At 63.7% G+C, this 15,261-nt stretch carries 17 protein-coding genes and 1 tRNA gene; 10 read left to right on the top strand and 8 right to left on the bottom strand.

All coding sequences use genetic code 11. The features are described 5' to 3' along the window. The first annotated feature begins 245 nt into the window (after nt 1–245). Nucleotides 246–1,673, top strand: coding sequence for a rifampin monooxygenase (rox, locus tag ACU6XJ_RS11925; protein ID WP_476309781.1), 1,428 nt, complete (start codon nt 246–248; stop codon nt 1,671–1,673). Nucleotides 1,674–1,776: 103 nt separating this feature from the next. Here rox and ACU6XJ_RS11920 read toward each other — a convergent pair whose 3' ends face one another. Next, complete coding sequence (locus ACU6XJ_RS11920; RefSeq protein WP_476309778.1) at nt 1,777–2,715, bottom strand: SMP-30/gluconolactonase/LRE family protein; 939 nt, start codon at nt 2,713–2,715, stop codon at nt 1,777–1,779. Further along, nucleotides 2,712–3,932, bottom strand: coding sequence for a lipase family protein (locus ACU6XJ_RS11915; RefSeq protein ID WP_476309775.1), 1,221 nt, complete (start codon nt 3,930–3,932; stop codon nt 2,712–2,714). Before ACU6XJ_RS11915 ends, ACU6XJ_RS11920 begins: the two co-directional genes overlap by 4 nt. Nucleotides 3,933–4,023: 91 nt before the next feature. Between ACU6XJ_RS11915 and ACU6XJ_RS11910 the strand changes: the two genes are divergently transcribed. Both ACU6XJ_RS11910 and ACU6XJ_RS11905 read left to right on the top strand, forming a co-directional pair. After that, nucleotides 4,024–4,674, top strand: a complete 651-nt coding sequence (locus ACU6XJ_RS11910; RefSeq protein WP_476309773.1) for a TetR/AcrR family transcriptional regulator — start codon at nt 4,024–4,026, stop codon at nt 4,672–4,674. A gap of 58 nt (nt 4,675–4,732) precedes the next feature. Next, nucleotides 4,733–4,805: transfer RNA gene (locus tag ACU6XJ_RS11905), tRNA-Lys, on the top strand. A gap of 66 nt (nt 4,806–4,871) precedes the next feature. On the opposite strand, the gene ACU6XJ_RS11900 is transcribed toward ACU6XJ_RS11905, so the two are convergent. The 5 genes from ACU6XJ_RS11900 to ACU6XJ_RS11880 all read right to left on the bottom strand — a co-directional run bounded on the left by ACU6XJ_RS11900 (nt 4,872) and on the right by ACU6XJ_RS11880 (nt 8,046). Next, a complete protein-coding gene (locus tag ACU6XJ_RS11900; RefSeq protein ID WP_476309770.1) occupies nt 4,872–5,234 on the bottom strand; it encodes a tyrosine-type recombinase/integrase in 363 nt (120 codons plus the stop codon). Nucleotides 5,235–5,579: 345 nt separating this feature from the next. Beyond that, nucleotides 5,580–6,137, bottom strand: coding sequence for a phosphotransferase family protein (locus tag ACU6XJ_RS11895; protein WP_476309768.1), 558 nt, complete (start codon nt 6,135–6,137; stop codon nt 5,580–5,582). 10 nt (nt 6,138–6,147) lie between these two features. Then, complete coding sequence (locus ACU6XJ_RS11890; RefSeq protein ID WP_476309766.1) at nt 6,148–6,501, bottom strand: hypothetical protein; 354 nt, start codon at nt 6,499–6,501, stop codon at nt 6,148–6,150. Between the two features lie 13 nt (nt 6,502–6,514). Continuing rightward, the gene (locus ACU6XJ_RS11885; protein WP_476309764.1) at nt 6,515–6,856 is read right to left on the bottom strand and encodes a hypothetical protein; all 342 of its coding nucleotides are present in this window, start codon (nt 6,854–6,856) and stop codon (nt 6,515–6,517) included. 428 nt (nt 6,857–7,284) lie between these two features. Beyond that, entirely contained in the window at nt 7,285–8,046 is a 762-nt protein-coding gene (locus tag ACU6XJ_RS11880) for a TauD/TfdA family dioxygenase (protein WP_476309761.1), read from the bottom strand. A 161-nt stretch (nt 8,047–8,207) separates the two neighbouring features. Here ACU6XJ_RS11880 and ACU6XJ_RS11875 point away from each other — a divergent pair, with 161 nt between their 5' ends. The 7 genes from ACU6XJ_RS11875 to lysA all read left to right on the top strand — a co-directional run bounded on the left by ACU6XJ_RS11875 (nt 8,208) and on the right by lysA (nt 14,761). Further along, nucleotides 8,208–8,642, top strand: coding sequence for an NUDIX hydrolase (locus tag ACU6XJ_RS11875; RefSeq protein ID WP_476309759.1), 435 nt, complete (start codon nt 8,208–8,210; stop codon nt 8,640–8,642). 249 nt (nt 8,643–8,891) lie between these two features. Further along, entirely contained in the window at nt 8,892–9,917 is a 1,026-nt protein-coding gene (locus ACU6XJ_RS11870; RefSeq protein WP_476309756.1) for a tetratricopeptide repeat protein, read from the top strand. Between the two features lie 239 nt (nt 9,918–10,156). Next, a complete protein-coding gene (locus tag ACU6XJ_RS11865; protein ID WP_476309754.1) occupies nt 10,157–10,402 on the top strand; it encodes a hypothetical protein in 246 nt (81 codons plus the stop codon). Next, on the top strand, nt 10,392–11,018 hold the full coding sequence (locus ACU6XJ_RS11860; protein WP_476309751.1) for an RNA polymerase sigma factor: 627 nt from the start codon (nt 10,392–10,394) through the stop codon (nt 11,016–11,018). The genes ACU6XJ_RS11865 and ACU6XJ_RS11860 overlap by 11 nt, the downstream gene beginning before the upstream one ends. Next, on the top strand, nt 10,990–11,658 hold the full coding sequence (locus ACU6XJ_RS11855; RefSeq protein ID WP_476309749.1) for a hypothetical protein: 669 nt from the start codon (nt 10,990–10,992) through the stop codon (nt 11,656–11,658). The genes ACU6XJ_RS11860 and ACU6XJ_RS11855 overlap by 29 nt, the downstream gene beginning before the upstream one ends. A gap of 391 nt (nt 11,659–12,049) precedes the next feature. Further along, the gene (locus tag ACU6XJ_RS11850; RefSeq protein ID WP_476309747.1) at nt 12,050–12,547 is read left to right on the top strand and encodes a hypothetical protein; all 498 of its coding nucleotides are present in this window, start codon (nt 12,050–12,052) and stop codon (nt 12,545–12,547) included. A gap of 873 nt (nt 12,548–13,420) precedes the next feature. Beyond that, a complete protein-coding gene (gene lysA, locus ACU6XJ_RS11845; RefSeq protein ID WP_476309745.1) occupies nt 13,421–14,761 on the top strand; it encodes a diaminopimelate decarboxylase in 1,341 nt (446 codons plus the stop codon). Here the strand turns inward: lysA and ACU6XJ_RS11840 are convergent. Beyond that, on the bottom strand, nt 14,758–15,237 hold the full coding sequence (locus ACU6XJ_RS11840) for a DUF6328 family protein (protein ID WP_476309743.1): 480 nt from the start codon (nt 15,235–15,237) through the stop codon (nt 14,758–14,760). The two genes, lysA and ACU6XJ_RS11840, sit on opposite strands and share 4 nt — an antisense overlap. Between the last annotated feature and the right edge of the window lie 24 nt (nt 15,238–15,261).

Raw genomic sequence — 15,261 nt, 5'->3', positions numbered from 1 at the left:
CCACGATTTCCCAACCGGGTCTGTGATCCGTCACAGATCCACAAAGCCCAGGTAGAAGCCCCAGGCAGGCGGGTCGACGGCACAGCCTCGGGAAAAACTCGCCCGGTCCGGGGCGGACAAAAAGATAGGCAAGGAGAACGTCCGCTCCCTGCCACTTCCAACATATAGCGCACTGGGGGCCTTGCGGCAAGACCCGGGTCATGCCGCAGAATTCGCCGGCCGAAGCCTGTGAATGGGGGATTTTCGTGTTTGACGTGATCATTGTCGGCGGCGGACCGACCGGCTCGATGCTCGCGGGCGAGTTGCGCCTGCAGGGCGTGCACGTACTCGTGCTGGAGAAGGAGACGGAGCAGCCCAAGTACGTCCGATCGCTCGGCCTGCACGTCCGCAGCATCGAGGTGATGGCCCAGCGCGGTCTGCTGGAGCGCTTCCTCGCCCACGGCAAGCAGTACCCGGTCGGCGGGTTCTTCGCCGCCATCGCCAAGCCATCGCCCGAGCGGTTGGACACCGCGCACGGCTACGTCCTCGGCATCCCGCAGCCCACGACCGACCGTCTGCTGGCCGAGCGCGCCACCGAGCTTGGCGCCGAGATCCGGCGCGGCTGCGAGTTGGTCGGCCTGAGCCAGGACGAGCACAGCGTCACCGCGGAACTTGCCGACGGCAGCCAACTGCGCTCGCGCTACCTCATCGGCTGCGACGGCGGCCGCAGCACGGTGCGCAAACTCCTCGGCGTCGCCTTCCCCGGCGAACCCACCAGGGTCGAGACGCTGCTGGGCGAGATGGAGCTGACCGCGTCGCCGGAAACGGTGGCCGCCGTTGTCACCGAGATCCGCAAAACCGAGAAGCGTTTCGGCGTCGGCCCATTCGGAGAAGGAGTGTTCCGCGTCGTCGTACCTGCCAAGGGCGTGACAGAGGACCGCTCGGTCCCGCCCACCCTCGAGGAGGTGAAACAACAGCTCCGGGCGTTCGCGGGCACCGACTTCGGCGTCCACTCACCGCGCTGGCTCTCCCGCTTCGGCGACGCCACACGCCTGGCCGAGCGCTACCGAACCGGCCGAGTACTGCTGGCAGGCGACGCCGCTCACATCCACCCACCGGTAGGCGGCCAAGGCCTCAACCTCGGCATCCAAGACGCCTTCAACCTCGGCTGGAAACTGGCCGCCGAAATCAACGGCTGGGCCCCGGAGGGCCTGCTGGACAGCTACCACGACGAACGCCACCCGGTAGCCGCCGCCGTACTCGACAACACCCGCGCCCAGATGGAGCTGATGTCCACCGAGCCCGGCCCCCAAGCAGTCCGCAGGCTGCTGTCCGAGTTGATGGAGTTCGAGGAGGTGAACCGACACCTGATCGAGAAGATCACCGCGATCGACGTCCACTACGACTTCGGCGAGGGCCACCCACTGCTCGGCAAGCGTCTGCGGGACATTCCGCTGAAGCGGAACCGCCTCTACGAACTCATGCACGCAGGCCGCGGGCTGCTCCTCGACCAGACCGGCACCATCTCGGTAGCGGGCTGGACCGACCGAGTCGACCACGTCGTGGACGTCAGCGAGGAACTGGACGCACCCGCCGTGCTCCTGCGCCCGGACGGCCACGTTGCCTGGGTCGGCGAGGACCAACAGGATCTGCTCACCACCCTGCCCAAGTGGTTCGGCACCGCCACCGTCTGAGCCGGATGTCCGGTCCACTCCGGTGGTGACCCATGAAGCGAGTGCGGCACACGGCCGTTTGCCGTGTGCCGCACTCGTTCCGGAATCGCGTGAGACGTCGTTGTCAGCTTGTTCGGTCGGCCCGCGGTGGGATGAGTTGGCGGATCGCGCCATCGAAGCCGGTGGTGTAGAGGCTGCCGGGATCCCACCCCGGACCCGCACCGAAGCGCAACGACGAACCGAGGTGCACTCCGGTGGCGATCGCACAGGCCGCACCGGTCTCCGGGTGGATGCGGTAGGCGATGCCGTGCTCACCGACGGTGTAGAGGTTGCCGTCGGTGTCGATGGTGATGTCGTCGGAGATGGTCAGCGGCCATGGCGCGCCGATTCGGATCCGAGTGGGTTCCTTCTCCGGTGCGGCCAGGTCGATCTTGACGATCTGGTGCAGGGGGTCGGCGGTGGCGACCACGTACAACGAACGGCCGTCGTTGCTCACCACCATGCCGTTGGGGCCGAGCAGATCGGGCCCGAACGGTTGAGGCGCCGCCGGTGACTCCTTGCGGACGAGCCACAGTCCCGTCCTGGGGCCGATCAGGGTGCTGACCACGGCGTCGCCGTTCGGCAGGATGGTTCCGCCGTCGGGCATGGTGAGGTTGGTCGCCCAGGTCCGGCGTTGCCCGGTGTCGAGGTTGTGCACATCGATGGTGCCGGTCTTCGAACCGAGCAGGCCGTCGCGGGTGAGGTGGCCGGTGTTGAAGTAGACCTCGTTGCCGCGCACGGTGATCGCGCCTGGACCGCTGACCGGCTCCAGGGTGCTGTGATTGCCGTCGGGGGTGACGCGTTCAATCGAGCCCGGGTTGTCGAAGTCCGTCTTGGAAACCAGGAGTCCGCCGCGGCCGTCGAACGCGAGGTTCTCCAACTGCTTGTCCATCCCGGTGACCACCGGACGCACCTGCCAGGGACGACAGGACTCGCTCGGGCTCTGGGCGCCCGCGCTCGGCGCGCACATCAGCGACCCCAGCACGGCTGTGGCGATGACCGTGGTGCGCCACCGAACGGTCATGACGTGCTCCCGCAGTTGCCGGTGGTGGGCTCGCCACGCAGCCTGCCCTCGATCCAGATCATCGCCTGGGGGACGCTGGCGAGTGCGTAGGCGATGTGCCCCGGGAAGTTGGACAGGTGGTACTCGACGTTCGCACCCGCCGCGCACCAGGCGGCCACCGTGCCACGGTTGAAGTCGGGCGAAATGATCTCATCCGATTTCGAGTTCTGCACGAGGACGGGAGCACCCAGGGGCGCCGTGGCGCCTGCGGAGTTCTCGGCCATCACCTTCGCGACCTTGGGGTCGGTGTAAACATCAGTGGTGGTGTAGTCGTTGACGCGCTTGAACGGGTTGCCCGCTACGAGCTCGATCACGCAGTCGTCGCCGATCCGTTCCATGAGTTGCTTGCCCTTGTCGTTGAACACGTCGAGATCGTGCTCACGGGCCAGCCCGACCATCGCGGCCAGGACGAATCCGGAGAACGGTCCGCCGTCCAGTCCCTTCAGTACCTTCTGGAGGTCACCGGCGAAGGCGTTGGCCACCCAGGCGTCAACGGTCAGCTCGGGGGCGTAGCGCGGCTGGTTCTGAGCGGCCCACGCGGTGGCGTGCCCCCCGCCGGAGTAACCCCAGACCGCCACCGGGGACTCGGCTTCCAACCCTGCCTCGGGCATGGCGAGTGCGGCGCGGATTCCGTCCAGCACCGCGTATCCGGCCATCGGGCCTGCCATGAACGACGTCCGTGGTCCCTGGTAGTCGGTCTGGACCGCCACCCATCCCCTGAGCAACGCCGTGGCGACGCCGCTCGCATCCAACTGGGTGCCGGTCCGCAGCTGGTAGGACGGGTTGCACTGGGAGCCAAGGCTGTCGATGGCGTTCTGGTAGGACAGCAGCGATCGCCTGCCGCTGGGCGCGTTGAGCGGGATCATCACCGTGCTGACCGTGGCCACCGGCCGGTCCTGCGAGTCGGTGGTCCGCACCAAGACCTGGTAGGCCTTGACGGGGGTCGGAATGAGATAGGTGCTGACCTTGACCTCTCGCTGGCGCAGAATCGCCCCGGGTCGTTTCGATTCGAAGCCGTCCGGGGGCTGGTAGAACGGGTCCTCCGCAGGAGGAGGGACCGAGGACTCCGAGACCTCCGCGGCCGATTGCGCCGCTGGACCAGCCGCGCTCACCCCAGTCCCCAGGGAGATGATCACGAAACCTGCGAGCAACACGGTTGTCCAACGTCGAAACCCCATCGGCTCCTCCTCGGAGCAGTGCGGATAAAGTGATACATATGTATAAAATCTGAGTGATACGGAAGTATCAAACCCGAGTTGGGGTATGTCAATGGTCACTGTTTCGCCCGGCAAGCAAGCACGCAGCCGCGAACGACGCGAAAGCCTGCTCAACGCGGCTATCGATCTGATCACCGAGGGCGGCATCAAAGCCGTCACCCACCGGGCGGTCTCCGCGCGCGCCGGGCTGCCGCCCGCGACGGCGGGGTACTACTTCAAGACCAGCCAGCAGTTGATCGAGGAAGCGCTTCGCTACCACGTCACGCAGCGGGTCGGGGCGCTGACCACCCTGCTCCAGGAGGCCACCGAAGGCGCGCCCTCCACGCTGGAGATCGCCCACCGCGTCACCGACGCCCTCGTGTCCGGTCGGTCCGGCGTGACCGTGGCTCAGTACGAGGTCTACGTCGAGGCGGCCCGGAACCCGGCACTGCGAACCGTCGTGATCGAGTCGATGGCCGCGTTCCAGGAGGCGGCCGTGCCGCTGCTCACCGCCCTGAACATCCGCGAACCGCGCAAGGCCGTCAAGGCGTTCGTCGCGGTGGCCGACGGCTTCGCCTTGCACCGTCTCGCCAACCCGATGCCCGTCGAGGAGGAGGTGGATCTGCTGTTCCACACCCTCGTCGGCCTCTTCCTCACCTACACCGTCGACGCTGCCGAGGTCGAGGCGAAGGTCCGCCGCCGTACTCCCCACCCCGAAGTCTGAGACCCACGACCGGTGCTGTTCGCAACTCCGAGCGGCCTGGGTACCCTTGTGCGGTGAAGGGCCTCTAGCTCAACTGGCAGAGCAGCAGACTTTTAATCTGTAGGTTCAGGGTTCGAGCCCCTGGAGGCCCACTCTTTCCGCTGGCCAGGGCGCCGGGGGTCATCTCATCAAGATCAAACCCCCGGTTTACCCCCGACTTACTTCTCACCGTCACCCAGCACTAGGCCGAGCGCGTCGGCTCCCACGCGGTTGACCGTCCGCCGCGCCATGTAGACATCCTGCGTCATCGACGGTCGAGCGTGGCCGAGGATGTCGGCGATCTGCCGAGCGGTCAGGCCCGCGTCATCGAGCAGAGTTGCAACGGTCTTGCGGAAGGTGCGGAAGGTGACCCATTCGTAGCCCGCCCGCTCGATGAACGGTCGCCATGCCCGGTTTCGGACGTTGGATGCTTCCCGAAACGTCCCAGTGGTGCTGGGAAAGATCGGGCCGCTTGTCGCTCCGAGCTTGGCTTGCCGATTACGTACTTCAACGCGGCGGAACTTGCTGGCGAAGCTGCCCACTGCTTTCGCGACCTGCGCATACCCGAGCAGGCCAAATCATTCGCTGAACTCGCGGTTCAACCTGCGGACACGCCACCCAGAACACGGGCGTTCATCGGGATGGTCTCCGCGGCAGGCGTGCTCACCGCTGGCAGCCTTGACGAAGCTGTCTCGCTCGCATCCACCGCGGTGGACCTGGCTGGCCCAATCAAGTCCGCCCGCTATGTTCGGTACCTCACCGACTTCTACCGCGACTTGTCAGCAACTCACCCGCGCGATTCTCGAACAGCTGCGTTCGCCGAGCAGGTGCTACGGCATTACCCCGAGCTGGATCTCACATCACTGGTTAAGGACACTGCCGCCTGATCAGAACGGCGTCCAGTTGCCGCCCTGATCAAGCCCTCGCATCGTCCGCATCCGGATCTCGTACTCAGCCGCGATCTTGTCCGACTCCTTGACGTTCTGCATCAGCCAGGTAGTCATCTTGATCTCCTGAGCTGCCTGGAGAACCTCAAAGCCCGCCCAGTCTGTGACGTCGAATCCGTACGCCGACGAGAAGCTCTTGAACTCGGCGTCAGTCCACCAGCCCGCCGAGCGGTACTCGGTCGCGGTCATCGAAAGATCCCACTCCGGCTGTCCCCACCCAAACCGCTCGAAATCGATCAGCACCGCCTGGTCGCCGACCACCATCAGGTTCTTGATGTGCGCATCCCCGTGGATCGGCCCTGCGGCCAGCGGGAACCGGAGGAGCGCGACGGCGGTCCTGATCTCGTTACAGCGAGCGAGCAGGAATTCCTTGTCAACCACAGGCACCGGGGACGATTCGATCCGCCGTTCAACCCGCCCGAGCGGGGCGTCCTCCGGAAGCCTGAACCCGACCGGGGCGGCCAGCTGGTGCAGTTGCCGAAGCAGGTCACCAAGCACCGACACTTCCTCACGAGCGCCAGGACGACGCCTGTATCAGCTGCCAGAACGTCACCGGATGCTCATGGACCGAGATCGGCTGTTCGACGGCGACCACGCGCGCGGCGGGGAAGTTGGATGCGCCCAGCCACTCGGCGACGTGCACTTCCTTGTTCACGTCGTCCCAGTAGTCCATCGTCCGAGCGATACGTACAACCACCGCCTGGTCGACGAGTTGGAACAACGCGTTCTCACCAAGCCGCATCAGTTCGGCACCGGCCGCACTGAAGCCGACCCGCTCACACGCCTGTTCCAGCACGCTCCGGATGGAGTCCGAACCGAACAGGACGTGCGCGGGTGCCGCGTCGACGGGTCGTTCAGGCATCACGGCCTCCAGGCTAGAGCCAACGAGCGATGATCAGCGCTGGAGCAAGCCGATCACCAGGACTGGGCAGGGCCAGCAGCTCAGCGACCGCATCAGCCAGCCGACCCGAGTACTGCCACACGATGCCGCCCTCATCGCCAGCACCCGCCGAGGACACCCGGACAGCCGTTGTCTCGCGTTCGTTTCGGATGCGGATGGCATCGCAGTAGGCGCCACGGTCGAAGTACCCATCGATACCCGCGAGCTCGCCCACATCATCAAACAGCGGAAGAAATTTCCACCCTGCCACTCGCAAGTCGTTGACGAGCGCCAACTCCGGATAGCGGGAGATCGCATCCTCGATAGTGATCGTCATCGGACACTCCGAGGGGAGCGGCCGGTAGGAACGGGAACGTCGGGGGAGGCCCCCGTTCCTACCAGCCAGTTGGCCACGCCTGTCAGCAACCTGGAGAGCCGGTTTGGTCGAGCGTGGCCAGATTCAAGCTCGCGCAAAGTCGCACGAGCACGGACATAGCGCCAGCACTGATTGCAGCGGCGCCCTATCGGATAGACACACGGTGCGATCAGAACCTGTGAGCCGCACACCGCCTCAACAGCAGCGTGAAGCCCAGACTCTCGGTTAGCGATTTCCTCGTCGGTAATCGCGTGTTCCAGGTCATCATGGGTGCTGGTGAACCACAAGGTGAATAGACGCGTGCTCATGAGAATTCCTGAGTTTGGGCCGGCCGGGGCAAGCCAGGGGAAGACATCTCACCCCGGCCGGGGTCTGGGGAAAGAAATCGTTCAAGCAGCCAACGAGCACATCACGCCCCTCGCCGGGCGAAAGCCTTTGGGGAGTCCGAACCTGGTGTTAGGAATTCCGTTGATGCGGTAAACGACGCGCTGGCCTGAGAACGCTGTTCGGCCATGAAGCCACCGAGAGTTGTTGAGCACAAAGCCGTCACCTCTCTGCAAGCCAACTATGAGCGAATGTCGGTCGATCGCCGTCCGCAGCACAGGCAACACCCGTTCGACCTCTGGCGAGAACCGCGCCAAATCATCGAAGCGCAGCCTGATGGCGACCCGTCCGCGGCCAACATCGGTGAACACCGAGCCCAGGTAGCCAGCCGCCCCGCCGAACAGCAACGACCGCGGCGTGCGCAACACGCGCAGCGCTTCAGCATCGTTCTCGGCAAGGTCCTCGTACACGGCAAGCCCATCGATAAGCACGCTCTCCCCACCGGAGTCAGCCGGCATGCCGCAGCAGGTCAGAAGCAACGGAGGAGGGTTGCAGACTCCCGACCTATCCGTATGTGGGTTCAACGCCTGGCTGCTGAAGGCCACGAGCCCGGCAGTTGGCCGCTCCTCTGCGGAGTTGCTAATGGTGGTCACGCCATCGGGTCCACTATCCGGATGTGGAACCACAACCGCGATTGTTCGAGCCAGCTCCACCAACTCCGCCTTATCGGCGATGCCGCCGACCAAAACCAGGCCGTGCTCGGCGAGCGTGTCAGTGAAGACCGCGCCAGTACGGGCGACGCGATAGCGCTCCAACTGGTCGATCATGGCCGTAACCTCCTGCAACAGTGAGTGATCGCACCCAAGAAGACCGGCAAGTTCCGGCCGCGTCCAGTGACAGGTTGTCAACCCCGAGTCGCCCACTACCGCCGTAGCACCAGTGCTACGTTGCTGACAGGCAGCTGTCTGCGACAGGGGAGAACCCGCTCATGAATCAGCCTTCCGTCCAGCGAACGTTCCCCATCTCCGTGAAGGGCGTTGTGGTTCGCGGCGGAAAGGTTTTGTTGTTGAAGAATGAGCGGGAAGAATGGGAACTACCGGGTGGTCGCCTCGAACTCGGCGAGACCCCGGAGGAATGCGTAGCACGAGAGATCGCCGAAGAAGCCCAATGGAAGGTGACCACCGGACCGATCCTCGATACGTGGATGTACCATATTACCGTAGCTAAGAAAAACGTATTCATCGTGACCTACGGCTGCTACCTCAGGGGCGAAGCCGATCCGGTGCTTTCCCACGAGCACAAAGAGGTCGCCCTCTTTACCGAGGACGAAGTTCCAACGCTGTTCATGCCGGACGGGTACAAGCGTTCCATCGCAACCTGGTTCGCGCATCTGCGCGAGCAGTCTCCCGAATTCGTCCGGTAGGCAGCAATGGGCGCATGCTGTGAATCCTGCATGGCATCCATGAGTAGCATCGCGAGCGAACCCGTGTGTCCGACATGCCACGCGAGCGCCCGCTTGGCCCCGCCCGCGGTTCCCGCTCGGAGACTGGCACCTGCCGTGTGGATGTGGTCAGCCCCGGAAGCCGCCGCGGCTCTCCGCAGCCAGGACCTCGCCACGATTCTCCGCACGTACCGCCGCCTCAACCACTTCAGCCAAGAGCGTCTAGCCGCCATGCTCGGCTACGACAAGACCTACGTCTGCATGATCGAAACCGGCCGTCGTCCGATCAACGACGTAGGCACCCGACGCCACATCGCCCGCGTCCTCGGCCTGCCCACTCACGTCCTAGGCGTCACCGAAACCAACGACGCCGACTTCGCCGCCATGCTGCAGTTCGCCGACTCCACCATCCGCCTAGCCGAGATCGCCCGCCAAGCAGGCCGCGCCATCGAAGCAGTCAACGAACTGTGGCCATTGGTCGCCCGCCTCGAAGCCCGAGCAGTCGAAGGCATCACCGAACGCGAAACCCTAGTCTTGCTCGGCCAAGCCCGCCTTGCCCTGGGCGTTTCACTCGGAACCGTTCTTCCAGAGGAGCGCTTGGCAGCTGCGGCCAGGTGGACCGGCAAGGCTCTGCTCGTCGCAGAGCGTCTGGACGATGCCCGCTTCCTTGCCCACGCCCTCCGCATGCACGGCAACGAACTTCGCAAGGCGGAATACCACGGAGCCGCAATTGCGCGCCTTCTTCGCGCGATCCAGCTCTCACCCCATCCCGAAGGCCAGGGTGCGGCTTTGGCCTTCCTCGCGCGCGCAGCTGGTGAGCAGCACAACGCCGAACTCTTTGACCAAGCACTCGCTGCCTACGAGCGCTTTCTAAATGATCATTATGCTGAGTCGATGTTGCTCAACTCCTTCACCTTCCACGAAATCCGACTTCGCGGGTTGCTTTCCACCAATCGACCAACTGAAGCTGCCAAGTGTATGAGCTCCGTCAGCCCAGACACCAAACCGGTGGCGCCTCAATGGCACGTCATTGAACAGGTAACAACCGGCCAAGTGCATCTCGCGAATAACCACAGAACTGAAGCTGAAGCAGCTCTCCGAAACGCCATCAGCTTCGCTGAAGCACGCCGCCTCCCACACCAAATTCAACGAGCTCTTCGTACCGCCGAAGAAGGAAATCTGCTCAGCGCTGTGGATGACGGTCAGGCATCATTGCTCCGCCTGAACCACCTCCTCGCACCTGTCGACCCACGCTAGTTTTGAGCGCTCAAGAAACCGGTCCTCCGGACCTCCGGAACTTGGGCACGCATCAGCGGCATCTGCCCTCCCCGCATAAACATGGCCGTTGCCCTCTGGCCCAAAGTCCCGAGCACGACAGGTAGCGTTTGTCCGCGTGCCTGAACTGCCCGATGTCGCACTAGGGCCTGCCTCACGCACTTACAGGTATCGCGGAGCGGCATTCGGGTCGTACCGCACGAGGAGAGGGCGGATCGGGCGTGGACGATCCAGTGATCATCGCTGCGGTCCTGGTACTAGCGAGCACCTTGGCGGCGTTGGCCCGGTGGTGGATTGGCGAATACCTGAAGCAGCGGGCGATCGTCGCACGCCATGCCACATGGGCAAGGATGGTGCAGGGTATGCCGCCTGGATCGACGCTGACGGGGAGTGATGCAGACAGCAAGACGGTAGTGAGGATCGGTATTGCGGGCGGGAATGCGCGGGAGAATCGCGGTGGACGATGACTCCCATACCCAGTCCAACCGACCCATCGGCGAAGTGGGGCCTTCAGCTATTACTCAAGCGGACGCGCAGGGTTCGGCTGAGTGCGATACGTGCCGCCGTACGAAGTTCGGCTCGTTCTATAAGGTTCAGGCACCCAAATTGGCCCGTCAAATGATCGCGCTGGGAGCTAGCCCCGAGGAAGCTGCGGATGTCGTGCAAGCGGCCTTCACTGATGCCTGGCAACAATGGGACGAAATTGAAAGACCGGATTCGTGGGTCCGGCGCGTAGCCCACAGAAAATTCTTCCGCATGGTCAAACCTGATCGGCGCTGGTGTTCTACAGATGACCACTCGCTGCTGGAACAGCCTGTTCTTCACACTCCTGAGTTCGAACACGAAGCCAGGGAGCAGGTGGCATTCGTACAGCAAGTACTCGCTGGGCTACCCGTGATGCAACGTAGGGTGATGATCCTCAAAGCCGAAGGATTGGGCACCGCTGAGATCGCTGCTGAACTCGGCACCACTCCAGGTGCGGTGCGAAAGAACGCCGAGCGAGCCGTCAGAACGATAAGTGCCCAGTACGGCGACCTTCTGGGAGGGCCCAATCATGAACGGGCAGACTCAGCCGATGCTTGATGGTCCCGAGAGTACTGATCCGACACCTGATGTCCAGTGCGCCCTGGACGTCGCGTTCGCGCAACTGGATACGGCCTTGGCCAAGTGGGACTGGGACGCTGGACTCACCGCAATCATTGGCCCCGAACAACAATGCACGCGAAGCGTCGTCCTCGACGCCGACGATCGTGCTGGCAACGCACGTCCACCACGCAAAATCGTGGCGATCTCTAATTCCATGCGCTCTATCGAGCAAACACTCAAGCCCGGTTTAGAAGACTTTATTGATCAAGCATTCGACAAGCTGGTAGATATCGAGCTTGACGTGTTTCCATATCTGCCAGCCGGTATAGGATCACAGATTCACGAATGTGGCGACCTGCTTGCTGGCTTGAAGCTTGATTTGATCAACGAATCATTTGCACAAACCAACGCCGACTGCGACATTGATCGCATAGCTGAAGTGTTGCAAGACCTAATCATTAGGATACGAACGGTCGCAGCGAGGTTCAACGCAGTGTCGGATGAAGAAAACGAAAAGAAATGTCTCTCTCTGATGAGGCGACTTGTCGATCTACGGGAAGATATGCGAAGGGTTCGGTTAGGGACCTGGACACTGTTTAGCAGTAGCGACGAGGGCACTTGGCGGAAGCACGCTTGATCCGACGTGATCGCAGATCCAGCCTGGGATGAGTGCCAAGTTGCAGGCGATCATGTGGTGTTCAGAGTTTCTTTTCTTGTTCAAGGCGGCCCCCTCCGGGGGCCGCTCGCCTTCGTGCCTGACCCGCCACGCGGAGCCAACCCCGGCAGTCTTTATGTCCGCGCCCAACGCGGCCTAGCGGCCACGGGGCGCGGACGGTGGAACCGGGGTCGGCCCGCTTGCGGGAGAACGGCGAGCGTCCCCCGGAGGGAACCGCAGGAACGAAAACCGAATCCTGTTCGGTCGGTGGACGCGGAACTCCGCCAGCCACCGACAGGGCCAGATGGAACGGTAAGCTCACTCGAACCTGAACCGGCATGCACTAGACGAACTAAGATGAGATCCTCTCTGGATGGCTGACTACGGCGTTCCTCACTTCGCCAATGCTGCCGTTCAGGTCATCCCCGTCCTGGCGGTGGTAGTAATTGCTGACCAGTTCGTTAGACGCGATACATCAGAGCCCGAGCACCGGAGATATGCAGCTTCGGCAGTTGTGGTGGGACTAACCTTTGGCATCGGTGGTGAGATCGCAGCGTTCTATGCGTTGCTCAAAGGACCAAACGAGCAGACGGTCCCGTGGATAACTGGCGGTCTTGGTGCTCTAGCTGCCACGGCTCTCATTCCCCGCCTGGCTGAACTGATTTTTGATCGCTCTTCCGACCTAGCCAGAAGAATTAGCCAGCGACTGCTACCAGGGGCTATCGGAACAACAGGATTCGCATTCTCCACGACATCGTATCCAATTTTTCTTCGGATAATTATGTATATACTTATTGGATTGGCGTTCGTGTTACACCTCATTGGAATACTCGGCCTTGTTTCTTCCAATCGGAACAAGAAAAGGCCTTAAATTGGCTAATGGGAAACATGATTGGATGTCCTCGCCGGACGGGCAGGCCAACAGGATGGAGGGGGACACGCCAAGCTTGCGTTTCGTGGTGGTCTGCGCTCCATCCCGTCGACCTCCACGAGGGCTATCACGTGCCGTCAAGGGGGCAGTTCGCACCGAGCCCGCCGGAGGACCGAGAAGCGCCCCCTTGACGGCACGTGATCGGGCAGAGCCAGGTCGACGGGATGGAGCGAGACCCCCACTGTGGGAGAACAGATCAAAGATCAAACCCCCGGTTTACCCCCCACATTGGACGGTAGGCAACGCAAGGTGAGAGCAACCATCAGCTAACGTGATCTACCTATCCGCGCAGTTCAGAACAGGTGTTGACGAAGAACGACAGCCATCGATAGATACTGATCTTGAAACTGTAGGTTCAGGGTTCGAGCCCCTGGAGGCCCACGACCTCGGCCGATCCTGCTTGGTGGCTTCGCCACCTTCGCCGGGTCGGCCGTCATTTTTGGCCAAGCCCCCAAATCCCCGGGGCGCGCTCCTCGGTTTCCAGCCTGCTTGCCTTGAGCGGAAGCAGACCAGGGTTCGAGTGAGCACTGGCAAGGTCCACCTTGAGCCTGACGGCCGGTGCGGCTGACTCACCTCGCACTTCATGGGCCATCGAGTGTGGAGAACACGTCCCGAGCTTCTCGGTCCACGCGAGACGGTTTGGGGTGGAGATGGCTGTGGTGGCGGCCACTTGGGTGTCAATGGAGCGCTAACAACGGGGGTGTGAGTGTCATGGTCGTGTCCGCATTGGGTCAGGGTGTGTCCGGGCGGGCGTTTCCTCGGTGCTGCGGCGTCCAGCCGCGTATTTGAGGAGTCCCAACCAGGAGGGAAACGGTGACCCTCGCCGATTTGATACCGACGCTGCGGCCTTCGCTGCGGGCGCATTTCGACACGGAGGTCTGGCCTGCCAGTACCCGGTACGACGGGTTCGGGGAGATCAGTGTCGGGGGTGTCCCGCTCAGCGACGTCGCAGCGAGGTTCGGCACCCCCAGCTACATCGTGGACGAGGCGGAGGTCCGGGCGCACTGCCAGGCCTACCGCCACACGCTCCCGGACTTCGAGATCGCCTATGCGGGCAAGGCCTTCCTGTGCCGCGCGATGGCGACCTGGATGGCCGAGGAGGGCATGTCGCTGGATGTCTGCTCCGCGGGTGAACTGGCCATCGCCCGGTCCGTCGGCTTTCCCGCCGAGCGGATCGTGTTGCACGGCAACGTCAAGACGCCTGAGGACTTCAAGGCGGCCATGAGTTATGGCGTGGGGCGGATCGTGGTGGACTCGCCGGACGAGATCCTCCAGCTCGGGTCCATCGCGCGGTACGGGCAGCAGGTGCTGGTCCGGGTCACGCCGGGCATCGACGGGCACACGCATCAGGCCATCGCCACCGGGGTGGAGGATCAGAAGTTCGGGTTCTCGCTGGCGAGCGGGGCCGCGGCGGAGGCCGTTCGGCTGGTGCTCGCGCAGCCGAGTCTGGAGCTGGTGGGGCTGCACTGCCACATCGGATCGCAGATCAGCCGGGTGGCCAGCTTCGAGGCCGCGGCCCGCCGGATGGTGGGGCTGATGGCCGCCATCCGCGACGAGCACGGCATCGTGCTTCCGCAGTTGAACCTCGGCGGTGGGCACGCGGTGCGTTACCTGCCGGGCGAGCCGGACTTCGACCTGACCGGTTTCGCGCACCGTCTGCGGTGCGCGGTGAACTACGAGTGCACGGCGCACGGCCTGCGCGCGCCGCGGATCACCATCGAGCCTGGGCGGTCGGTCGTCGCTCAGGCGGGCGTCACGCTTTATCGGGTGATCACCGTCAAGCACGTGCCCGGTGTGCGCACGTTCGTCGCGGTGGATGGCGGCATGAGTGACAACATGCGGCCCTCGCTGTACGGGTCGCGGTACGACATGCAGCTGGTGGGGCGGCACTCCACGGCGGGCACCGCGACGGTGACCGTGGTGGGCAGGCACTGCGAGGCGGGCGACATCCTCGCCAAGGACATCGAACTGCCCGCCGACATCCACGCCGGCGACCTGTTGGCCGTGCCGTGCACCGGTGCGTACCACCACTCGCTGGCCTCGAACTACAACGCCGTGGGACGGCCGCCCGTGGTGGCGGTCGCCGATGGGCAGAGCAGGCTGCTGGTTCGCCGCGAGAGCGAGGAGGACCTGCTGCGCAGGGACGTCGGCTAGTCCGGCGGGTCGTGGGGCTCCTCACCGCCGCGTTCACGCCACGGCTGGAGGAACCACAGGAAGCCGAACAGCAGCGCTGACACCGCCGCGATGAAGATCGCCAGGGGTTTGCTGACGGTGACGGTGGCCACCATGAGCACCGCACCCGCCATGGCCAGTGCCATGAACACCAGGCCGATCATGGCGAACCGGTTGGCGATCGCCACGATCTTCTCGCGGCGGCCATAGCGGAACAGGACGCGGTGCCAGGCCGCGGGCGCGATGAGGAATGCCGCTGCCAGCGTCGCCAGCAGCATGGTCACCAGGTGGGTGATGCGCTGGAACCCGTCGGTGTCGTCGAAACCGTCGGCGAAGGCCACCGCGAGCAGGAACGCGAACAGGATCTGCACGCCTGCCTGCGCCACCCGCAATTCCTGCAGCAGCTCGTTGAGGTTGCGGGCGAGCCGCTGCTGATCGGAATCCTCCGGTTCGCTCATACGTGCTCCTCAGCTCCGACTCGC

The organism is Actinorectispora metalli, assembly GCF_056323685.1.
Note: the sequence above shows the minus strand (reverse complement) of the source record. Positions and strands in the feature narration are given on the sequence as shown.